This window comes from Streptomyces sp. NPDC059743 (assembly GCF_042732975.1).
Classification (GTDB): domain Bacteria; phylum Actinomycetota; class Actinomycetes; order Streptomycetales; family Streptomycetaceae; genus Streptomyces.
This window is the reverse complement of record NZ_JBHWGS010000006.1, coordinates 197,161-219,098: the sequence shown is the minus strand read 5'-3', so window position 1 is coordinate 219,098 and position 21,938 is coordinate 197,161. Positions and strand designations below refer to the sequence as shown.

The following is a 21,938-nucleotide window of genomic DNA, read 5'->3' as shown; positions in this document are numbered from 1 at the left end:
CCATGTACGACCTCAAAACACGCCGACGGGCGTTGGCCCTGGTTGACCAGGGCCGCAGTCTCAACTCCGTGAGCAAGCAGACCGGCATATCACGCGCCGCGATCCGTTCATGGCGGACCCGTATCGATCCGCTGCCCCGCGCGAGCGCACAGAGCCTCCCGTGCCCAAGGTGTCAGCCCGTGCCGGGCCCGCCGGCCGATCCCGCTGCGTACGCCTATCTCCTGGGCCTCTACCTCGGCGACGGTTGCATCAGTCCGCACCCGCGTACCGGCTACTACCTGCGCATCGCCTGCGCGGATGCCTGGCCCGGCCTGATCGCCCGGTGTCAGGCCGCCATCGCCGCTGTCCGGCCCGAGGACCGGATCTACATCCTCCAGAAACAGGGGTGCGTCGCGGTGACCTCCTACGGACAGCACTGGCCATGCATGTTCCCTCAGCACGGACCGGGCAAGAAACACCATCGCCGCATCATCCTCGAACCCTGGCAACAGCGGATCGTGGACGCGCATCCGTGGGAGCTGCTGCGCGGGCTCATCCATTCCGACGGATGCCGGGTCATCAACTGGACCACCCGGGTCGTGGCAGGCGAGAAGAAGCGGTACGAGTACGTCCGGTACTTCTTCACCAATCTGTCCGCCGACATTCTGCGCCTGTTCACGGACACCCTCGATGCCGTCGGCGTCGCATGGCGGCGGGCAAACGCAAAGAACATCTCCGTCGCCAAGCGCGCGTCCGTCGCTCTTATGGACGCGCACGTCGGGGCCAAGCACTGATTACCTCGGGCTGTCGTCCTCGCCGATGTGGTGCACGCGGACCAGGTTCGTGGAGCCGGAGATTCCCGGTGGGGAGCCCGCCGTGATCACTACGGTGTCGCCCTTCGCGCAGCGGCCGATCCTGAGGAGTTCCTCGTCCACCTGGGCGACCATCGCGTCCGTGGAGTCCACGTGCGGGCCGAGGAACGCTTCCACGCCCCAGGTGAGATTGAGCTGCGCGCGCGTCGCCGGGTCGGGTGTGAAGGCCAGCAGTGGGATCGGCGAGCGGTAGCGGGAGAGGCGGCGGACGGTGTCGCCGGACTGGGTGAAGGCGACGAGGAACTTCGCGCCGAGGAAGTCGCCGATTTCCGCCGCCGCGCGGGCGACCGCGCCGGCCTGGGTGCGGGGCTTGCTGCTTTCGGTGATCGCCGGGAGGCCCTTGGCAAGGATGTCTTCCTCGGCGGCTTCCACGATGCGGCTCATCGTCTTGACGGTCTCGACGGGATATTTGCCGACGCTGGTCTCGCCGGAGAGCATCACGGCGTCGGTGCCGTCGATGACGGCGTTGGCGACGTCGGAGGCTTCGGCGCGCGTGGGCCGGGAGTTCTCGATCATCGAGTCGAGCATCTGTGTGGCGACGATGACGGGCTTGGCGTTGCGCTTGGCCAGTTTGATGGCGCGCTTCTGCACGATCGGGACTTGTTCGAGAGGCATTTCGACGCCGAGGTCGCCGCGGGCGACCATGATGCCGTCGAACGCGGCGACGATGCCGTCGATGTTCTCGACGGCCTGCGGCTTTTCGATCTTGGCGATGACGGGGAGCCGGTGGCCTTCTTCGTCCATGACGCGGTGGACGTCGTTGATGTCGGCTCCGCTGCGTACGAAGGAGAGCGCGATGGCGTCGGCGCCGGTGCGCAGGGCCCAGCGGAGGTCGTCGACGTCTTTTTCGGAGAGTGCGGGTACGGAGACGGCGACGCCGGGGAGGTTGAGGCCTTTGTGGTCGGAGACCATGCCGCCCTCGATGACGAGGGTGTGGACGCGGGGTCCGTCGACGGAGGTGACTTCGAGGGTGACTTTGCCGTCGTCCACGAGGATGCGTTCGCCGGTGGTGACGTCGGTGGCGAGTCCTTCGTAGGTGGTGGCGCAGAGGTGCCGGTCGCCTTCGGCGGGTTCGACGGTGATGGTGAATTCGTCGCCGCGTTCAAGGAGTACGGGTCCTTCGCGGAAGCGGCCGAGGCGGATCTTCGGGCCTTGAAGGTCGGCGAGGATTCCGATGCTGCGGCCGGTCTCTTCGGCGGCTTTCCTTACGCGCTGGTAGCGCTCCTCGTGGTCGGCGTAGGTGCCGTGGCTGAGGTTGAGGCGGGCGACGTCCATTCCGGCTTCTACCAGTGCTTTGATCTGGTCGTATGAGTCGGTGGCGGGCCCCAGGGTGCAGACGATTTTCGCTCGGCGCATATATCGAGCGTAGGCCTTACCGGTGGGTAGCGAATTGGCCGCGCATGACCACTCAACAACCTTTGCGTTAAGGGCTGTTGACAAGTGTTGAATTGTGCAGAGGTCCGCTCCGATGAGCATGAACATGTATTCAGGCGCTGAGGTATTCAGACACACCGAGGTATACCGAGGTATTCAGGCGCTGAGGTCGGGCGGTGTCATCGTGAAGCGCGCGTTCACCTGTGCGTAGACCGTCTGGCGTTGTGGTTCGAGATCGAGCGCGGGCGCGGCGTCGGCCGCTTCGGTGGATCCGAAGGACCGGCTGCGCAGGGCGCCGGCGGGAGCCATCCCGTAGTCGACGGGAGTCTCGGCGCCGAGGTCGGCGAGCTCGACCAGCGCGGCGAGCCGGGCGCCGAGCGCTTCGGCGTATTCGCGGGCGCGCTGGACGGCTTCGCGTACGGCTTGGCGGCGGGCTTCGCCGTGGGCCGGGGAGTCTGGGCGCAGGGCCCACCAGGGGCCGCCGACCTGGGTGAGGTCGAGGTCGGCGAGGCGGGTGGTGAGTTCGCCGAGGGCGGTGAAGTCGGTGAGTTCGACGGTGAGATGGACCCGGCCGTGGTAGGCGCGGATGCGTTCGCCCCGGCCGTGTTTGGTGAGTTCGGGGCTGATGGAGAAGGCGCCGGTCTCGAGTTTTTCGACGGCGTCGCCGTAGGACTTGATGAGGGCGAGGGCTTCGGCGTTGCGCCGGGTGAGGTCGTCGAGCGCGGTGCGCCGGTCGGTGCCGCGGGCGCCGATGGTGACGCCGATCCTGGCGATCTCCGGGTCGACTTCGAGCCGTGCCTCGCCGCGGACGGCGACGCGTGGCGTGTCGGGCGTGCCGTAGGGCGGGGCGGGTGTCGGTGCGTCGGTGGTCATGTGCGGCTCGCTCCCTCGTGCGGCGATGTGCGGCGGGTACGGCAGGTACAGCGGGTACGGCGACGTGCGGTGGGTACGTCGGGCTGCTCACGGAACGGCGGGCCATCCCGTACGCACACCGTCCCGTACGCCCACTCTCGCACTCGGGTACGACAGTCGGCAGTCATCTGATCGAAACCTTGCGGGGGTGTTGCGGTCCGGTGTCCGTGGGCCAGAATCTACGCGCGTTGTTGACTGCTTCGAGGGAGAAGAGAACGAAATGCCGCTGAACCGTAGGACGTTCCTGGGCAGCACCGCTGCCGCCGGTGCGGGTGTGGCCCTGGCGGGAGGGGCGACGGTGCCGGCCGTGGCCGACAGCCGCGACCGGGATCCGGAGCGGTACTCGTTCACCGTGATGGGGACGACGGACCTGCACGGCAATGTCTTCAACTGGGACTACTTCACGGACAAGGAGTACGACGACTCCGCCCACAACGACATCGGTCTTGCGAAGATCTCCACGCTGGTCAACCAGATCCGTGAGGCGAAGGGCCGTCGGAACACGCTGCTGATCGACGCGGGTGACACCATTCAGGGCACCCAGCTCTCGTACTACTACGCGAAGGTCGACCCGATCACCGCCAAGCGCGGTCCGGTGCACCCGATGGCGCAGGCCATGAACGCGATGGAGTACGACGCGGCGGCGCTGGGCAACCACGAGTTCAACTACGGTATTCCGCTGCTGCGGAAGTTCGAGAAGCAGTGTGACTTCCCGCTGCTGGGTGCGAACGCGCTGGACGCGAAGACGCTCCAGCCGGCCTTCCCTCCGTATGTGATCAAGAAGATGCGTGTGACGCACGCCCAGGATGTGCGGGTGGCGATCCTCGGTCTGACGAACCCGGGTATCGCGATCTGGGACAAGGCGAATGTCCAGGGGCAGATGACGTTCCCGGGCCTGGAGGAGCAGGCGGCGAAGTGGGTGCCGAAGCTGCGTTCGATGGGCGCAGATGTGGTCATCGTGTCGGCGCACTCGGGTACGAGCGGTACGTCGTCGTACGGCGACCAGGTGCCGTATGTGGAGAACGCGGCGACGCTGGTGGCCCAGCAGGTGCCGGGTATCGACGCGATTCTGGTGGGCCACGCGCACTCGGAGATCGCGGAGCGCCGGGTGGTCAACAAGGAGACCGGCAAGGAGGTTGTGCTGTCGGAGCCGTCCCGCTGGGGTATGCGGCTGACGACGTTCGACTTCGACCTGGTGGAGGAGCGGGGCTCCTGGAGGGTCGAGAGGGTCTCCGCGAAGGTCCTGAACTCCAATCTTGTGGAGGAGGACCCGAAGATCGCCAACCTGCTCATCGATGAGCACCGCAAGGCCATTGAGTACGTCAATCAGGTCATCGGTACGTCGACGGCGACGATCACCACGGTCGACGCGCCGTGGAAGGACGAGCCGATCATCGATCTGATCAACCATGTCCAGTCGGAGACGGTGAAGGCGGCTCTGGCGGGCACCCAGTGGGCGGCGCTGCCGGTGCTGTCGCAGGCGTCGTGCTTCTCGCGTACGGCGGCGATCCCGGCGGGTCAGGTGACCATCAAGGACGCGGCGGGTCTGTACCCGTTCGAGAACACGATGGAGGCGCGGCTGCTGACGGGCGCGCAGATCAAGGAGTATCTGGAGTTCTCGGCGAGGTACTACGTGCAGACGCCGGCGGGCGGTCCTGTGGACACCTCGAGGCTGACGAACGCGCAGGGCACGCCGGACTACAACTATGACGTGGTATCGGGTCTGACGTACGACATCGACATCGCGAAGCCGGTGGGCTCGCGGATCGTCAATCTCCAGTTCGAGGGCGCTCCGCTGGACCCGGCGGCGAAGTTCGTGTTCGCGGTGAACAACTACCGGGCGAGCGGTGGCGGCAACTTCCCGCATGTGGCGACGGCTCAGCAGCTCTGGTCGAACTCGGACGAGATCCGTAACACGATCATCACCTGGGTGAAGGCGGCGGGCACGATCGACCCGGCGCAGTTCGCCTCGGTGGACTGGAAGCTGACGCGGGACGGCGTGCCGGTCTTCTGACCTGTATGAGCTGACCTGTACGAGCCGTACGGCCGGCACGGGCCGGCACAGGCCTCGCGCCCGACGCGGGCCCCGCGTGTCAGCGGACTTCGGTGAGCGGGACCAGATCCCTCGGTGCGGGCACCGGGCGGGTCCGGTCCCGTCCGTCGAGTCCGAAGCTGGTGAACGCGGTGCGCCTGGGCAGCGGATAGGGCTCGGTGCCGGTGAGGTGGTTGAGGATGGTGGCGCTGCGCCATGCGGCGAGCCCGAGGTCGGGCGCGCCGACTCCATGGGTGTGCCGTTCGGCGTTCTGTACGTAGACGGAGCCGGTGACGGCGGGCGCGAGCGCGATGCGGTGGTGCTCGTCGATCCGGAGGCGTTCCGAGTCGTCCCTGCGCAGATACGGGTCGAGTCCGGCGAGGAGCCCGTCGAGCGGGCGTTCGCGGTAGCCGGTGGCGAGGACGACGGCGTCGGTGGTGATACGGCTTCTGGTGCCCTGCTGGGCGTGTTCCAGATGGAGTTCGACCTTGGTGGTGGCGACGCGTCCGGCGGTGCGGACGGAGACTCCGGGTGTGAGGACGGCGTCGGGCCAGCCGCCGTGGAGGGTGCGCCGGTAGAGCTCGTCGTGGATGGCGGCGATGGTGTCGGTGTCGATGCCTTTGTGGAGCTGCCACTGCCGTGGGACGAGTTCGTCGCGTACGTGTTCGGGCAGGGCGTGGAAGTAGCGGGTGTAGTCGGGTGTGAAGTGTTCCAGGCCGAGCTTGGAGTACTCCATGGGCGCGAAGGCTTCCGTGCGGGCGAGCCAGTGGATCCGTTCCAGGCCGGTGGGGCGGGAGCGCAGCAGGTCGAGGAAGATCTCCGCGCCGGACTGTCCTGATCCGACGACGGTGATGTGTCCGGCGGAGAGCAGCCGGTCGCGGTGGCAGAGATAGTCGGCGGAGTGGATGACGGGGACCGTGGGTGCTTCGGCGAGCGGTCTGAGCGGTTCGGGGATGTACGGCTCGGTGCCGATGGCGACGGCGACATGGCGGGCGTGGGCGCGGCCGAGTGCCTGGGCTTCGCCGTCGTGGTCGAGCTGGGTGAAGTCGATCTCGAACAGGGCGCGTTCGGGGTTCCAGCGGACGGCGTCGACCTGGTGGCCGAAGTGGAGTCCGGGGAGCTGGCCGCTGACCCAGCGGCAGTACGCGTCGTATTCGGCGCGCAGGATGTGGAAGCGTTCGGCGAGGTAGAACGGGAAGAGCCGGTCGCGGGCCTTGAGGTAGCTGAGGAAGGTCCAGCGGCTGGCGGGATCGGCGAGGGTGACCAGGTCGGCGAGGAAGGGCACTTGCAGTGTGGCGTCCTCGATGAGCAGTCCGGGATGCCAGCGGAAGGCGGTGCTCTGGTCGTAGAAGGCGGTGTCGAGGCCTCCGTGCACACCGTCGGCGAGGGCGGCGAGGGAGAGGTTGAACGGCCCGATGCCGATGCCCACGAGGTCGTGGGGGTGGTCGAGGCGGGCGGGGTGCGCGGTCATCGGCGGGGCTGCCTTCCACGGTTCGGGCACCCGGGTGTCCGGGGCCGGTGGCGGTGTCCACGAAGCACAACGAGCCGGTCCCGCGCGGGGTATCGCCGTCGCCGAAGGACGGCTGGATAATGCCGGTGCCGCGCTGCTCCCGTCAGATGCCGAACTCGTCCTCCGTCTCTTCTTCCGGGGCCGGATCCGGAGCCCGCCGATGAACGATGATCTCTCCACCGAGCTCTTGTACGTTCTTGATGAGCTTGGCCAGTTCCTCGTTGGATCCGAAGGGGTGCAGTGTGGTGGCCCGTGCTTCCGGTGTGTCCGCGAGGCTGAGGAGGCGCTCCACTGCCTGTCTGGCCTCGTCCACAGCACGGCGCAGAGCGCGGCGTTCGTTGGCGAAGCGGTCGCCGAGTGACAGTACTTCTGTGCTCTGGCTGATCTGCTGGCTGTTCTTGAGATCGGCTTCACGTGCCCGATCGGGGTCGGATACCGCGACGGCCTGCCATGGATCGAGCGGTTCGACAGCGACGCCTCCGCCATCCCTGCGCACTTTGTCGGCCGCGGCGAGGTCGACGGCGGGGATCGTGTACATGCGCGAGGTGTTGCGCCCTGCCAACTGACCTTTGGTGGCGGAGTTCAGACATTCGCGTGTGGCATCGAAGGCCTGGGCGGCAAAGGCGAGAAGCCAGAGTCCTTCCTCTGATTCCGCCAGTCCCGCGATGACCTGGTTCACATTGGCACGGAACGGCACTGTCCTGCCTACGGCGGAACCGACATTGCGTGTCACCAGTTTGTCTGCGATGAGTGCTGTCCCGCCGGCGACCGCGAGGGTCTGGCGGGAGTCGTTGTTCCCGTTCAGAGCCGGTCCGACGAGCGATGTGAAGTCGGTGCAGGCGACTGGGCTCCAGTCGGCCATGACGCCTTTGGTGAGGACTCCACCGTTGATCCACGCGTTGCGGGCCTGCTTGAGTGACGCAGCTTTGGCACCTCGCCAGGGAAGGTCGATAATCGGCCCGAGAATCTCCGCGTAGCCGGCGGTCGTCATACGGCTGACGCCCTTGATGTCTTTGGCGTATCGCTTGACCTGCTCGAAGATATCTGAGCGAGTGAGGAAATGGATGAGATAAATGGCCCGCCACAGCGGAGTTCCAGGAATCCCGTCTCCAAAGATCTCCGGCACTTCTTCGGGCTTTCGGCGTCCGAGTGCGAGACCGATGATGCCTTCGAGGAGATTATTCTCGGGCAATCCGGGAAGTCGCACACGACTGATTGCGCGTGCACCGACTTCAACATTCTGTGCGGCTGGTTCCCAGGCACGAAATTCCACATGGACGGAGGCGAGGATGGAACGTACTGCGTCGTCGAACACCTCACGTGGGGAGAGCTCTGCAGAGTCGTGCCGATGAATTCCAACCGTGATCTGGGCGGGGACGATCAGGGTCTGTCCCAGGCGTACCGACCGATCGGCGGGCTGAGCCTCGGCCACACCTTTGAGGAATTCTTCGTGCAGCTGGGCAAGCACCTCCTGGCGGCCGATGGCCATGAGCTGACTGAGTGGCTTCTTGACGGAGCCGCGCCGCTGGACCTTCTCTGCGAGCAAGACCTCTACAGCTGTTTCGGCGATGTCTTCCGCGAACGGTGACTCTTGGTTGGTGAGTACTGCCCAGGCGCTGGTCAGCCGGGTGATGCCGTCACGCACGGCAAGTACATCGAGTGGTTCGGTGCCGTCCGAGAATTCGAGTCGGCAGGGGTGGGCGATAACGGCACGCGTGATGCGACGGGCGAGGATGGACCGGTCGTAGGGCTCCGGGTTGGCGCGCCGAGTGGCTTCGATTGTCTGCTTGAGGTAGTCACGGAGATGGGCGAAGTCCCGGTAGCGATAAACGACCCGGGCGTATGGCCTTCCCTGATCGTCGATATCTCCGTGGACTTCGGGATCCGTGACGGGAAGGGATTCCTGGCTGGTGCGTGGCTGGTGCCCGGGAAAGAGTTCACTGAGCCAGACACGTGCGTGGATCGAGCGGAGGGTCGCGCCCTCCACGTGTTCTTCGATGAGGGCAGGCGGCCGGCCTTTCTCCGAGCGAAGCTGGGCCGCTGCCGCCTCGGGCGCCACTATCGCCCGTGCCACCGCGTGCCATCCGTCCTCGTCCAATGAGGTGGCCTCAGATACGAGACCTGCCTTCACCAGATGGGCGCGTTCACTCACTGAGGAGAGACCTGGAAGCGTGCGTTCAAACCCCGAGACAGTGAATTCCTCGCCTGCGAGGTAGAAGGAGATGGTCTCAGGTCCGTTCTCCGTCGGCACCGTCTCTTCCTGAAGTGCGGTCGGCTCCCGAAATCCATGGGGAATGCTCATGCTCTCCCTTTCATTGAGCGATTGACTAAGTTTCCAACGTGGGCTTGCAACGCTGGCCTTATGCCTGACCTGTCGCTACACTGGGTCTCGTAGTCCGGGCCGCGCGGCTGCGCGTGCCAGGTCTGCTTTCACGAACCCCGGCCCCTGGCCGGGGTTTCGTCATGTGTACGCCGCTGGTCAGTAGCGTTCAGGGGCCCGGGCCTTCGGCAGATACCTGGTGTACCAGCCCCACATGAAGGCCCTCGATTCGAGCTGGGCAATGACCTGGCACGCGCTGTAGGCGACCAGGTCAGCCATCTGGAGCCACTCCGATGTGTGTGCGGGGACCTCAGCTGCCGGCGCCTTGATACGAGCGGGGCGGATCTGCCGGTGGACGTCCTCGTACAGTTCCTCGGAACCGTCTCCGTCGACGATGAGTGCGGCGTACTCACCCGCCTCGTCGAGCTGCCGGTCGAGCCGACGGATCAATCCCGTATAGGCGGCCCTCTTCGCTTCTCGCCAGTGTGCCGTGTGCACGGCATAGACGGTGGTGACGGTGAGGTCCGACTGGGCGCCGATCACTTCCAGGGCGTTCTGCGCCATACGGTAGCGCTCGATCTTGAGCGGGTTCCGGCCGCCAGGGCGGCCCCGGCCGGCCAGGAAGGCACTGGCATGCAGTTCGAAATCCGCAGGCACGGCGTGTGTGACGTACCAGCTGCGACGCAGCTCCCGCCAGGCACGCAGAACATCCCCGGCGTTCACGGCGGAAACGCCCAGAGCGCTGTACAGGGCGAGACCTGTCTTCGGAATCCCGGAGTCGTCGATGTAGTAAACACGATCGACGGGCGGATATGTGTCGATGGCTGGACCCACTTCTTCGCTCAAATCCGAACAGTCGTCAGAACGTCATGCGGCTGCACCGCTGCGAACTGACTGCTCAACACCGAAAGGCGTCCATGAGCACACGGATTCGTGCGATACGCGCTGCGTCAATCCGTGAAACGCTGACCGGGCTCTCACTCGTCCGACTCTCTGAAGTGGGATTCACTTCCGAGTCGCCAGTTCAAGGCTCCGGGTAGGGAATCCGGCCTGATGCTGGACTCCTGGTTGCGCTCCACCGAAGGGCTCGTAACGCTTCGAGGTTAGACCCATATCTTTTGGGCCGTCAACTTTGGTTTATCCAGGCCAGCTCTGCCCCACAGGGAACGTAAGCCCCATGGGGCGGTGGCTGCCGCTTACCTGCTGCGGACCTTCAGCGCGCGGTGCAGGTCGTCCAGTTGGTCGGCGAGTTTGCGGCGGAGGGCCGGGATCATGTCCGTGCTGTCCAGGCAGTCCTGGGCGAGGCGCAGTGATTCGTCGTCGACGGCGTGGACGGGGAAGGCGTAGCGGCCGGCGGCTTCGGCGATGGCGGGGCCGCGGCGGGCGGCGAGGGCGACGGCTTCGGGGTAGTAGCGGGGCACGTACTCCTGGACGAGTTCGGCCTGTTCGGGCTGCCAGAAGCCCTTGGCGGTGGCGGTGAACAGGTAGTTGGAGAGGTCGTCGGAGCCGAAGAGCCGCCTCCAGGCGTCGGCTTTGGAGGCAGGGTCGGGCAGTGCGGCGCGGCAGCGGGCGGCGCCTTCCTGGCCGGTGGCGCTGGGGTCGCGGGCGAGTTCGGCGTCGATGGCGGCGGTGTCGACGGCGCCGAGGACGGCGAGCCGGGTGAGGATGCGCCAGCGCAGTTCCGGGTCGAGTTCGGGTCCGCCGGGGACGCTGTCGGAGCCGAGCCAGTCCTGGATGGTGTCGGGCTGGGTGGCGGCGTCGATGCGGTGGCGTACGGCGATGAGGCGCAGCCCTGGGTGGTTGCCGTCCTCGGTGCGGCGGATGAGGTCGCGGCAGAGCGCGGTGAGGGTGGCGAGTGCGGCGGGCCGGTCGTCGGCGCCGAGGTAGCGGTCGGTGATCTGGTCGGCGGCGAAGGCGAGGACGCCTTCGACGAGGGCCAGGTCGGTCTCGTACGGGAGGTGGGCGCGGGCGGCGTCGAGGTAGGCGGCGGGCGCGAGTTCGCCGTCGCGGACCATGTCACGTGCGGCGTTCCAGATGACGGCGCGGGTGAGCGGGTCGGGGATGCCGGAGAGGGCGCGCAGCGCGGTGTCCCAGGACGCGGCGTCTAGGCGGACCTTGGCGTAGGTGAGGTCGCCGTCGTTGAGGACGACGAGGGCCGGGCGGCGGCCGGGACGGGCGGTGGGCGCCTCGGTCAGCGGCAGGTCGAGTTCGATGAGGTCGCGTACGACGAGCCGGTCCTGGTCGGCGACGTCGAGGTCGTAGGTGCCGACGGTGATGCGGTGCGGGCGGCTGCCGTCGCGTACGACATCGAGGGTCCAGCCGGTCTCGGTGCCGCCGACGACGGGTGTGAGGGTGTCGACGCCGGTGGTGCGCAGCCATTGGGCGGCCCAGGCGTGTACGTCGCGGTCGGTGGCCTGGGCGAGGGAGTCGATGAAGTCGGCGAGGGTGGCGTTGGCGAACTTGTGCCGGGCGAAGTGGATGTTGATGCCGGCTAGGAAGTCCTTCTCGCCGAGCCAGGCGACGAGCTGGCGCAGCGCGGAGGCGCCCTTGGCGTAGGAGATGCCGTCGAAGTTGAGCATCGCGGAGGCGGTGTCGGGGACGGCGGCCGGGTCGGGCGCGACGGGATGGGTGGAGGGCCGCTGGTCGGCGTCGTATCCCCAGGCCTTCCGGCCGATGCCGAAGTCGACCCAGGTGTCGGTGAAGCGGGTGGCTTCGGTGAGCGTCTGGTAGCCCATGTACTCGGCGAAGGACTCGTTGAGCCAGATGTCGTCCCACCAGGTGAGGGTGACGAGGTCGCCGAACCACATATGGGCCATCTCGTGGGAGATGACCATGGCGCGGGTCTGCCGCTCGGTGTCGGTGACGGCGGAGCGGTAGACGAATTCGTCGCGGAAGGTGACGAGGCCGGGGTTCTCCATGGCGCCCGAGTTGAACTCGGGGACGAAGGCCTGGTCGTAGGAGTCGAAGGGATACGGCTCCTGGAACTTCTCGTGGTAGCGGTCGTAGCAGGCGCGGGTGATGCCGAGGATCTCGTCGGCGTCGGCGTCGAGATACGGCGCGAGGGAGCGCCGGCAGTGGATGCCGAAGGGCAGTCCGGCGTGTTCGGTGCGTACGGAGTGCCAGGGGCCGGCGGCGACGGCGACGAGGTAGGTGGAGATGAGAGGCGTCGGCGCGATGGTCCAGTGCCGTCCGCGGCTCTTCCCGGATCCACCGGCCTGCTGAGGCTCGGCGGCCTGCTGAGGTTCGGCGGTGGGCCCGTCGGTCGGCCGGGCGATTCCGTTGCCGAGGACGGTCCAGCCGTCGGGCGCGGTGACGCTCAGCTCGAAGACGGCCTTCAGGTCGGGCTGGTCGAAGGCGGCGAAGACGCGCTGGACGTCTTCCAGGAAGAGCTGGGTGTAGACGTAGGTCTCGCCGTCGGTCGGGTCGGTGAAGCGGTGCATGCCCTCACCGGTACGGGAGTACCGCATGTCGGCCTCGATACGCAGCTCGTGCTCGCCCGCGTCGAGTGCGGTGAGCGCGAGCCGGTTGCCGCTGAGACCGGCCGGGTCGAGTGTCCGTCCGTCGAGGGTGACGGAGCGCAGCGCGGCGGGCTTGAGTTCGACGAAGGTGTCTCCGGCGGCCCGTGTGGTGAACTGGATGACGGTACGGGAGTCGAAGGTGTCCTCGCCGGTGGTCAGATCGAGGGCGATCGTGTACCGGTGGACATCGAGGAGCTGGGCTCGGATCTGCGCTTCGTCGCGCGTCAGTACGGACATGGGGGACATGCTGCCCGATGGCGCGCGGGCCGCACAGTAGGGATCTTTCCGCTCTCAGCGCACGCGCCGCGCGCCCCCTTGGTGACTGGTGCTCCGGAGCTCCGGAGCTCCGCGTGAGCCATGCGCGACCGGAGTTACGCGTGAGCTGTGCCCGAGTGAGCTGTGCCCGGGCTACGCGTGAGCTACGCGTGCTCGGTGGCCTCGGCGCCGCTGTCCCGTGTCTCGCCCGCGATCGTCTCGTGGTGGCGGATCACCTCGGCGATGATGAAGGTGAGGAGCTTCTCCGCGAAGGCCGGGTCCAGCCGGGCGCTCTCCGCGAGCTGGCGCAGCCGGGTGATCTGGCGGGCCTCACGGGCCGGGTCGGCCGGCGGGAGATGGTGCGCGGCCTTGAGGAGGCCGACCTGCTGGGTGCATTTGAAGCGCTCGGCGAGCATATGGACGACAGCGGCGTCGATGTTGTCGATGCTCTCGCGCAGGCGGTTCAGTTCGGCACGTACGAAGTCGTCGGTGCCGGGGTCGCTCGTGGTCATGGTCCGGCAGCTTAGACGGGCCGGGCCGTACGGGCCGGTCGGTGATCAGGATGCGGGATCCCACTGCTTCGCAAGGGCGGGTACGGGACGCTCTCGCATCCCGTACCCGCCCTCCTCAGAGCTCTACCTCAGTGCCCTACCGGTTCACGTCGAAGATCGTCGGAGATCAGAGAGTCGACGCGGCCGAGGCGATGGCGGAGGCGAAGGTCGAGACCTCGGTGTAGACACCGGGGTAGTTGGGCCGGGCGCAGCCGTTGCCCCAGCTCACGATGCCGACCTGGACCCAGGCGTTGGCGCTGTCCCGGCGGAACATCGGGCCGCCCGAGTCGCCCTGGCAGGTGTCCGTGCCGCCCTGCGCGTAGCCGGCGCAGATCTCCTCGTTGGCTATGATGTCGCCGCCGTACGAGGCGTTGCAGCTCGCGTCGGAGACGAACGGGACGGTCGCCTTGAGCAGGTAGCGCTGCTGGCCGCCGCCCTCGGTGGCCGCGCCCCAGCCGGCGACGGTGAAGGTGCCGGTGTTGTACTGCGTGGTGGTGGCGATCTTCAGCGTCGGCAGGTTGATGGGCTGCGCGAGCTTGATCAGCGCCCAGTCCTTGCCGTAACCGTTGTAGCCGGGGGCCTGGTACACCTTGGTGGACCGGACCTTGATGGCGCTGGTGCTGTTGAGGTCGACGACACCGGCGGTGGCGGTGATGCTGGTGTTGTTGCCGGATCCGCTCACACAGTGGGCGGCGGTCAGGACGACGGTGGGCGAGTACAGCGCGCCACCACAGCCCATCGAGAGCCGGACCATGAAGGGGAATTCGCCCTGCGCGGCGCGGGTGCCGCCGACGACGGGCGGCGCGACCGGCGCGGCGGCCTGGGTCTTGGCGACCGGCGCGGGCGTGGGCGCGGCGGACGCGGTGGACAGGTTGAGGCTGGCGGCGGCGAGGATGACCGCGCCGGCGGCGGCAGATCTCTTGAGGGCGCTCAGAAGCTTCATCGGGCTGCCTTTCGTGGGGGGCTGGTTGTGGGCGTGGTGCTCGATGGCTGTACGTGAGTCGGCTGTGCGTGAGGTCGGCTGTCACGCCGGTGCCGGATCAACGCGCGTTGCGTTGGCCTGACATGGGCCCGACAAGAAAGCGTGATCCGGATTATGGGGAGGAGTTCAGCCACGCCACAAGAACCTGTTTTCGGCCAGGACGGAGGCGCATATGCCGGTCGGCGTCCGGTCATCGGACATCGGCGGGAGATACGGCGGGCTTTGTGCCGGATCCTCCGCCCGCGTCGCGCCCACAATGCGGTCCGTGTGCCACCCGTACACCGCGCGTGTGGCCTCTGTGTGCACTCCGTGTACCACCCGCGAACGCCACTACCCGAGTCCGCCCGGGTCCGCTGCGAGTCCGCCCCGAGCCGCCTCCACGGATCGTCGCGACCGCCCCGTAGAGTGGATTCCGGTTGACCGGGTTGACCGTCCTCGCAGGGGGTTACGGACGTGACGAACGGCGGCGAGGTCGCGCACGGGTATCCGCATCTCGGCACGGTGCGGGCGGCGATCACCGCGCTCTACCGGCGGCTCTCGCCCGAGGGCATCCGCTCGTACGCGCCCAGTGTCGCTCCGGCCGATGTCGCCTTCTCCGATCTGGACGATCTCCATCTCGGCACCCAGCGCGTCGCGCACGCCCTGGTCCAGCAGCTCCGGCTGCCCGACGCGCGCATGATCGTGAGCTTCCGCGAGATGGACCAGGCGGCGAGCGTCGAGCTGGCCGCGGGCCCGGAGTACTTCATCGAGCTGAACAACCGCTTCCGGACCCACCGCCGTGACATCGGCGCCGCCCTCGCCCACGAGATCACCCATGTCCTGCTGCACCGGCTCGGGCTGGGCTTTCCCGGCACCCACGACAACGAGATCCTCACCGACACGGCGACCACCTATCTGGGCGCGGGCTGGCTGCTGCTCGACGCCTACCGCGAGGACCGCGACTCCAGCCAGAAGCTCGGCTATCTCACGCCGGAGGAGTTCGGCTATGTGCTCGCCAAGCGGGCGATGGTCTTCGACGAGGATCCCCGCATCTGGTTCACCAGTCCGCAGGGATACACCTCGTACACGAAGGGCAGGGCGCAGGCGCTGCGCGACGAGCAGCAGCCGCCGCTGACGACCGCCGGCTGGACGGGCCGCCACCGGTATGCGAAGGACCGCCGTTACGCACTCGATCACCTGGGCGGCGGGCAGACCGGCAGCGGGCACACAGGCGGCGGTCACACGGGCGGTCGTGCGGGCGGCGGGCACACCGCAGGCCATCCGGGCGGGCCGGCCGCGGATCCGCCGGGAGACCTCTCCGCGCCGTACGCCTTCGAACGGCAGCCGGACGGACCGCGCGTCTCGTTCCCGTGTCCCACCTGCCTTCAGCGCATCCGCGTCCCGGTCCGCGGCCGGGTGCGGGCGCGGTGCGGACTGTGCCGTACGGTCCTGGACTGCGACACCTGACCGAGGGCGGAACGTAGAGTCGAAGCATGACGAAAGAGCCGACGGCGGGCATCGCTGACCTGTTCGAGGCGGTGGGTGACGGTGCGGACGACACCGTCGTACGGCTGCTCAGAGCGGGCGTGCCCGCCGAGGCCGCCGACGAGGACGGCGAAACGATTCTCTACCGTGCGGCGGTCAGCGACCGGCCCGGCGCGGTGCGGCTGCTGCTCACGGCGGGCGCCGATCCGAACCGGCCGAGCGGACAGGAGGGCTGGGACCTGCCGCTGTGCGGAGCCGCGTGCGGCGGGCACACCGAGGTGGTACGGGCCCTGCTCACCGCCGGTGCCCGGCCCGACAGCCGGGAGGCGTTCGATCTCACGGCGGTCGTCTGGGCGGTCCGCCAGGGCTTCGCGGACACGGTGGAAGCCCTGCTGGAGTACGGCGCCGATCCCGATCTGCCGGGCCCGGGAGATGAATCGCCCTTGCTGCTGGCCGCCCGCCACGGCTCTCCGTCGACCGTACGGGTCCTGCTGCGGTACGGCGCGAGCGCGCACACGGAGGCGCTCGCCGAGGCACGGCGCTGGATGGCGCTCGATGTGGAGCAGGAGCTGCGGGACGGGCTGGCACGCGCATACGGCGACGGATACGAGACGGTGGTGCGCCGGATCGAGGAGGACGGCTCGGTGACCGTGGTCGTCGAACTGCTGAGGGACGGCGCGCCGGTGGCCGGGCAGGAGCAGCGGACCGGGCACGCGGCCGTCGCGACGATCCTCGAAGCGGAGCTGGGTCTGGTCACACCGTACGAGGAGCTGGCGGAGCGCGCCCTGAGCTGTGGTGATCCCGGCCGGGACGACTGGGTCGAGTCGGTGTCCGCGCTGTGGCTGCGCGGCGACGAGGAGACGTTCGAGGCGGCGGCGGCCTGGTGTGCGAGCGAGGAGCCGCTGCGGCAGGCCCTCGGCGCGGACGTACTGGCGCGGCTGGGCGCGGTGGACGGCGCGAGCCCGTTCACCGAGCGCGCGGTGCCGCTGCTGCGGGAGCTGTCCCGGCAGGCCGTGGAACCGGAGCTGGTGCGCGCGGTGGTGGTGGGGCTGGGCCAGCACGCCGATCCGGCGTCGCTGCCGGAGATCCTGCGGCACACCGGCCATCCGGACACGGGCGTCAGACGGCGGACCGCGCTGGCCCTGACCGGGCTGGTACCGGGCGATCACCGCGACGGCGTCTGGGCGCTGATCCTGCTGAGCCGGGACGCGGACGCGTCGGTCAGGGACCGCGCGGTGCTGGCCCTGGCGGATGTGGACGCGGACACGCGCGAGATCCGTGAGGCGCTGGCGGCGCGGCTGAACGACCCGGACGCCGAGACGGCCGCGAGGGCGGCCAGAGGTCTGGCGGTACGTCAGGATCCGCGCGCGGTCGACGCGCTGGCCCGTATCCTCACCGACGAGGACCCGGACGGCTATGCCCGGGAAACGGCGGTGGACGCGGTGCGGTACGTACGCGAGGGCCCGGAGCGCCGCCGTCTGGAACGTACGCTGCCTCGCCACCGCTGACGCTCCGCGGTCCCGTTCATGAGCGGACCGGCCGGGCGCGACGCCGCCAGGCCGGTCCTTGGTGCTCAGTCCTTGGTGCTCAGTCGGCCGGTGTCCGGTCGATCGGCGCTCAGTCGAGTCGCAGTACTCCGGGAGCCTCTTCCTCGATGAGCCGGACCAGCTCGTCGAAGACGGTGGTGCCCCGGCCGGCCAGGACGTCGTCCAACTCCGCCTGGATGGCGGCCTTGTTGTCCGGGTGCGCGCGCTCCAGCCGCCGCTGGAGCGTACGCGCGGTCTCTTCCTGGCCGAGTGCCCGGCGCGAGAGTTCGTGCCGGCGCCATTCGATGACGAAGTCGCCGTCGTCCGGCGTTCCGTACCCACCGCGCAGGCAGTCCGCGAGCGCGTCGAGATTGCGCCCGAAGTATCCGCCGGGCCCGTTCACCGCGGCCCCGATCACCTGCCAGAAGCGATCGAGGTCGGTGACCTCCGCCCCGTCGATCACATACGTCACCGTCATGGGACGGAGGTTACCTTCCGGTCCGCCGTCTCAGCAGCCGTAGTTGACGAGGGAGAACGACGCGTAGTGGTTGGAGGTGTAGTAGTCCTCGTTGTTCCTGTTGCCGGTCACGATGCGGCGAGCGCCGCGGTCCGAGGAGCCGGGCGTGACGACGGTGTACTCGTGGTAGTAGCCGTTCGACTGGCTCGGCAGGATGCCTTCCCGGTTCTGGAAGACGGCGCCGTCCTGCCGGTACGGGAAGGGCCCGCCGGCGTCGATGAGACGGAGGGTGGTGTGGGCCTGGGAGGGCAGCCGGGAGTAGCAGATGCTGCCGACGGCCGAGGGGGCGGCGGTGGCGGTGGCGGTGACTCCGCCGACGAGGAGCGCGGACGCGAGTGCGGCGACACCACCGAGGGTGGCCATACGTGGGGGAATTCGCATGGCTTCATGATGACGCGCGTAGACCTGTACACGTCAATCCCAAGGCCCGGGAATTTCCGGGAAGTTAACCCCTCGAACCGCCCCGGTAGCCCGCCGTACACCGCCCGGGCAAACACACCCACGCCACCGGGACCGGCCCCTCGGGAGGCCCCAACGCCGTTGCCCGGCGGCACATTTCGCACTGCCCGGCGCCGACCGACCGCAGGCCGGGCGCTGTCATGACCGTGCCCGGCAGCGGGAAGCGCTGCCGGGCATCGGGCGGATACGGGTGGTGCGGGTCAGGCTGCTGTGCGACGGCCGCCTTCGGCGCCACGGCCCGGGCGGCCCCGGCGGCCACGGCTGCCGCGCGCGGCACCGCCGATACGGGCCGTACCGCCACCGCTGCCCGCGCCCGGCCGCGACGTCCGCGTCTTCTGCTTCGCCTGGACGACCGGCTGCGGTACCTCGATGGTGACGGCGACCCCGGAAGGCTCCCGCGCACCCGTGAGCCGCGTCAGCTCCTCGTCCGTCGACTTGATCCGCGCCGACCTCGGCGCGATCCCGGCGTCGGACATCAGCCGCGTCATCTCCCGCCGCTGCTCGGGCAGCACCAGCGTCACCACACTGCCGGACTCCCCCGCCCTGGCGGTGCGCCCGCCGCGGTGGAGGTAGTCCTTGTGGTCGACGGGCGGATCTACGTTGACGACGAGGTCGAGATCGTCCACATGAATGCCGCGCGCCGCGACATTCGTCGCGACGAGACAGGTGACCAGGCCGTTCTTGAACTGTTCGAGCGTCCGGTTGCGCTGCGGCTGCGAACGGCCGCCGTGCAGCCCCGAGGCCCGTACACCGCTCGCCAGCAGCCGCTTGACCAGCCGGTCCACCGACCGCTTGGTGTCCAGGAAGAGCAGCACCCGCCCGTCACGCGCGGCGATCCGCGTCGTGATCTCCTTCTTGTCCGTCTCGTCCAGGACATAGAGCACATGGTGTTCCATCGTGGTGACCGCGCCCTGGGACGGGTCGACCGAGTGGACCACGGGATCGGTCAGATACTGCCGTACGAGCCGGTCGATGTTGCGGTCGAGCGTCGCCGAGAACAGCATCCGCTGCCCGTTCGGCTCGACCTGCTTGAGCAGCGCCGTGACCTGCGGCATAAAGCCCATGTCGGCCATCTGGTCGGCCTCGTCGAGCACGGTGATCGCGACCTGGTCCAGTCGGCAGTCGCCGCGCTCGATGAGGTCCTTGAGCCGTCCCGGCGTCGCGACCAGCACCTCCGCGCCGCGCCGCAGCGCGCCCGCCTGCTTGCCGATCGAGAGCCCGCCGACGACCGTGGTCAGCTTCAGATTGACGGCGGTGGCGTACGGGGTCAGCGCGTCGGTCACCTGCTGCGCCAGCTCACGCGTGGGTACGAGCACCAGCGCGAGAGGCGCGCGCGGCTCGGCGCGCCGGCCCGCCGTACGGGCGAGGAGCGCCAGCCCGAAGGCGAGAGTCTTGCCGGAGCCGGTGCGCCCCCGGCCGAGGATGTCGCGTCCCGCGAGGGAGTTCGGCAGCGTCGCACCCTGAATGGGGAACGGCTGGGTCACTCCCTGCGCGGTGAGAGTCTTGAGCAGGCCCGCGGGCATGTCCAGCTCGTCGAACGCCTCGACGGCGGGCAGCGCGGGGGTGATGGTTTCCGGCAGCGTGAATTCCTGCGGACGGGCGGCGGCGCGCCGGGCGGGTGCCTTGGCCGTGCCTTTCGCGGGTCCCTTGGCGCGGGAGTTCACCGGGCGCTTGCCGGCAGGGCGGGCAGCACGCTCGTGCCGCTCGGATCGAGTCATTCGGAAAAGCCTTCCTGGGCCTGAGGACAGCGCGAGCCGGGGCCCGCACCTGCGTGGTGCGGGCCCCGGCTGCGAGGTACGCGTCCGGGAATTAGGCCGGGACGATGTTCTCCGCCTGCGGGCCCTTCTGGCCCTGCGTGACGTCGAACGAGACCTTCTGGCCCTCCTGGAGCTCACGGAAGCCCTGGGTGGCGATGTTGGAGTAGTGGGCGAAGACGTCGGCGCCGCCGCCGTCCTGCTCGATGAAGCCGAAGCCCTTTTCCGAGTTGAACCACTTCACGGTGCCAGTAGCCATGTCATTCTCCTAAAACAGGTGCAGAGCCGGAAATCCGCACTTTACGAATTCCTCGTCGCCGCATTGAGCCCCATCCGGAGAAGCCGGCAAAAACAATAATGCGCCTGAGGAACATTCCCGTCAGGCGCACATAAAGTTCATGGGTACCAAAACTGCAACGCTGTAAGCCTAGCACGCCCCGGCACCGGACAGCGATCAGGTGTCCTCCTCCCTCGGCGGGCCTTCACCGGCTCCCCGCCGTACGGTGCGCAGCGGCTGCCCGGGGCGCCAGATCCGTACGACCATGTCCTCGCCGTCCATCCCGGTCCGTACGACCTCGGAGAGTTCCACCCGGAAGAGATGGAACGGGAGCGGCACCCCGACCTTGGCCGAGACCCGCGTGAGCAGGCTCTCGTCGGTGACGGCCAGGGCCCGGCCGCCGATCCTGACGTCCCCGTCGGCCAGCGCGTTGCCGGAGCCGGGATTCGCCTGCACATTGAGCCGGGGGTCGCGCAGCAGATCGAGCGCCTTGAGGGAATTCGGCATCATGCCGAGCCACAACTCCCCGAAGAGAAAGGGAACTTCGAGGCCCGACACACGCGGCGAGCCGTCCTTGCGGAGAGTCGCGAGGACATGGTGGGGATACATCTGGAATCGCTGCCGCACGGTGTCGGCGAAGTCCGGTTCCGCGGACCGGAAATCCGCCCAGGTGAATGTCATGGACCCAGCCAATCGTCCATACCCGACACCTTCTGTCAGGTTTCACCGCGGGTTTCCCGAATTTTCATCGGCGGACGATGCCCAGCTCGCGCGCCCGGCGCAGCCAGCCCGGGAACTCGCCGACCAGCCGGTCGTACAGCTCCGCGTCCGTAACCTTCCTCGGGTCCTCGCCCGCGTGGAAGAAACCGGCGTTGTCGACGGGCCGTTTCGCCGGGACGGCGAGTTCGTCCAGCTTGCGGAGGAAGTCGAACTGTCTGCTGCCCGGATCGCCGAAGCCGATGAACTGCCAGAACAGCGGCAGTCTCGCCGCCTTGCAGAGATACCGCTCCGCCGCGGGCTTGCTGATCGGGCCGCCGTCGGTCTGGAAAACCACCAGCGCGGGCGCCGTGGACCCGCTGTCCAAATAGTGGTCGATCACCGCGTCCATCGCCAGGTGATAGCTGGTCTTGCCCATATGTCCAAGTCCGGCGACGATCGCGTCGATCCGGCCCTGGTGTCCGGCCAGCGAGATGTCCGTCTCGGCGTCGATGTCCGTGGAGAAGATGACGACGGGGACGGTGCCGTCGTCGTCGAGATGGGCGGAGAGACCGAGGACCCGGTCGGCGAGCGCCTGGACGCTGCCGTCCTTGTAGTAGTCCCTCATCGAGCCCGAGTAGTCGAGGACGAGGTAGACGGCCGCCCGCTGTCCGTCCAGTCCGTTCTTCACCAGCGAGACGCCGGCGCTCTTGTAGAGGCTGACGAGCGCGGGCGCCGTCTCCTCGATCTTGCGCAGGCTGATGGCAGATCCCACGGCGTTCCCCCAGGTCACTCGGTACGCGGATCCGCCGAGCCTAGTCGAGCCTGCGCGAGGCGACCGGCCGTACCGGTACGTCGTGACCGGCCGTACCGACAGGTCCGCCATGGCACGGCGCCTGCCATCGGTCCGGTCGGGGACAGGGGGCAGGCGCCGCGTTTT

Annotated in this window: 18 protein-coding genes; 4 read left to right on the top strand and 14 right to left on the bottom strand. The window is 68.3% G+C overall.

The window, feature by feature from the left end:
* Positions 1–2: 2 nt before the first annotated feature.
* A complete protein-coding gene (locus ACFV6H_RS13545; protein ID WP_385541299.1) occupies positions 3–773 on the top strand; it encodes a hypothetical protein in 771 nt (256 codons plus the stop codon).
* On the opposite strand, the gene pyk is transcribed toward ACFV6H_RS13545, so the two are convergent.
* Together pyk and ACFV6H_RS13535 are read right to left on the bottom strand one after the other, a co-directional pair.
* Positions 774–2,207, bottom strand: a complete 1,434-nt coding sequence (pyk, locus tag ACFV6H_RS13540; RefSeq protein ID WP_385541297.1) for a pyruvate kinase — start codon at positions 2,205–2,207, stop codon at positions 774–776.
* Positions 2,208–2,381: 174 nt separating this feature from the next.
* Positions 2,382–3,098 (bottom strand): SIMPL domain-containing protein, encoded by a 717-nt coding sequence (locus ACFV6H_RS13535; protein WP_384786140.1) that lies wholly within the window; start codon positions 3,096–3,098, stop codon positions 2,382–2,384.
* 259 nt (positions 3,099–3,357) lie between these two features.
* Here ACFV6H_RS13535 and ACFV6H_RS13530 point away from each other — a divergent pair, with 259 nt between their 5' ends.
* The gene (locus ACFV6H_RS13530) at positions 3,358–5,151 is read left to right on the top strand and encodes a bifunctional metallophosphatase/5'-nucleotidase (RefSeq protein ID WP_385541294.1); all 1,794 of its coding nucleotides are present in this window, start codon (positions 3,358–3,360) and stop codon (positions 5,149–5,151) included.
* Positions 5,152–5,230: 79 nt separating this feature from the next.
* Here the strand turns inward: ACFV6H_RS13530 and ACFV6H_RS13525 are convergent, their stop codons facing one another.
* The 6 genes from ACFV6H_RS13525 to ACFV6H_RS13500 all read right to left on the bottom strand — a co-directional run bounded on the left by ACFV6H_RS13525 (position 5,231) and on the right by ACFV6H_RS13500 (position 14,266).
* A complete protein-coding gene (locus ACFV6H_RS13525; protein WP_385541292.1) occupies positions 5,231–6,640 on the bottom strand; it encodes a lysine N(6)-hydroxylase/L-ornithine N(5)-oxygenase family protein in 1,410 nt (469 codons plus the stop codon).
* A gap of 142 nt (positions 6,641–6,782) precedes the next feature.
* A complete protein-coding gene (locus tag ACFV6H_RS13520; protein WP_385541290.1) occupies positions 6,783–8,981 on the bottom strand; it encodes a hypothetical protein in 2,199 nt (732 codons plus the stop codon).
* A 177-nt stretch (positions 8,982–9,158) separates the two neighbouring features.
* Positions 9,159–9,845: a DUF3800 domain-containing protein gene (locus ACFV6H_RS13515; RefSeq protein ID WP_385541289.1), complete on the bottom strand. Its 687-nt coding sequence runs from the start codon at positions 9,843–9,845 to the stop codon at positions 9,159–9,161.
* Between the two features lie 350 nt (positions 9,846–10,195).
* Entirely contained in the window at positions 10,196–12,754 is a 2,559-nt protein-coding gene (gene pepN, locus ACFV6H_RS13510) for an aminopeptidase N (protein WP_385541287.1), read from the bottom strand.
* 182 nt (positions 12,755–12,936) lie between these two features.
* The gene (locus tag ACFV6H_RS13505) at positions 12,937–13,284 is read right to left on the bottom strand and encodes a chorismate mutase (RefSeq protein ID WP_385541285.1); all 348 of its coding nucleotides are present in this window, start codon (positions 13,282–13,284) and stop codon (positions 12,937–12,939) included.
* Positions 13,285–13,450: 166 nt separating this feature from the next.
* Positions 13,451–14,266: a S1 family peptidase gene (locus tag ACFV6H_RS13500; protein WP_385541283.1), complete on the bottom strand. Its 816-nt coding sequence runs from the start codon at positions 14,264–14,266 to the stop codon at positions 13,451–13,453.
* A 492-nt stretch (positions 14,267–14,758) separates the two neighbouring features.
* Here ACFV6H_RS13500 and ACFV6H_RS13495 point away from each other — a divergent pair, with 492 nt between their 5' ends.
* Positions 14,759–15,751, top strand: a complete 993-nt coding sequence (locus ACFV6H_RS13495; RefSeq protein WP_384979719.1) for a hypothetical protein — start codon at positions 14,759–14,761, stop codon at positions 15,749–15,751.
* Between the two features lie 26 nt (positions 15,752–15,777).
* The gene (locus ACFV6H_RS13490) at positions 15,778–17,277 is read left to right on the top strand and encodes an ankyrin repeat domain-containing protein (RefSeq protein ID WP_385541281.1); all 1,500 of its coding nucleotides are present in this window, start codon (positions 15,778–15,780) and stop codon (positions 17,275–17,277) included.
* A gap of 109 nt (positions 17,278–17,386) precedes the next feature.
* Here the strand turns inward: ACFV6H_RS13490 and ACFV6H_RS13485 are convergent, their stop codons facing one another.
* The 6 genes from ACFV6H_RS13485 to ACFV6H_RS13460 all read right to left on the bottom strand — a co-directional run bounded on the left by ACFV6H_RS13485 (position 17,387) and on the right by ACFV6H_RS13460 (position 21,773).
* Positions 17,387–17,773, bottom strand: coding sequence for a barstar family protein (locus ACFV6H_RS13485; protein ID WP_093598395.1), 387 nt, complete (start codon positions 17,771–17,773; stop codon positions 17,387–17,389).
* Positions 17,774–17,803: 30 nt separating this feature from the next.
* On the bottom strand, positions 17,804–18,193 hold the full coding sequence (locus ACFV6H_RS13480; protein ID WP_384979725.1) for a ribonuclease domain-containing protein: 390 nt from the start codon (positions 18,191–18,193) through the stop codon (positions 17,804–17,806).
* A 278-nt stretch (positions 18,194–18,471) separates the two neighbouring features.
* Entirely contained in the window at positions 18,472–19,989 is a 1,518-nt protein-coding gene (locus ACFV6H_RS13475; RefSeq protein WP_384979728.1) for a DEAD/DEAH box helicase, read from the bottom strand.
* Between the two features lie 91 nt (positions 19,990–20,080).
* Positions 20,081–20,284 carry a cold-shock protein gene (locus tag ACFV6H_RS13470; RefSeq protein WP_015607926.1) on the bottom strand — a complete coding sequence of 68 codons (204 nt, stop codon included), beginning with the start codon at positions 20,282–20,284 and terminating at the stop codon, positions 20,081–20,083.
* 195 nt (positions 20,285–20,479) lie between these two features.
* Positions 20,480–20,983 (bottom strand): pyridoxamine 5'-phosphate oxidase family protein, encoded by a 504-nt coding sequence (locus ACFV6H_RS13465; RefSeq protein WP_385541278.1) that lies wholly within the window; start codon positions 20,981–20,983, stop codon positions 20,480–20,482.
* Between the two features lie 64 nt (positions 20,984–21,047).
* On the bottom strand, positions 21,048–21,773 hold the full coding sequence (locus ACFV6H_RS13460; protein WP_385541276.1) for a vWA domain-containing protein: 726 nt from the start codon (positions 21,771–21,773) through the stop codon (positions 21,048–21,050).
* Positions 21,774–21,938 lie beyond the last annotated feature (165 nt).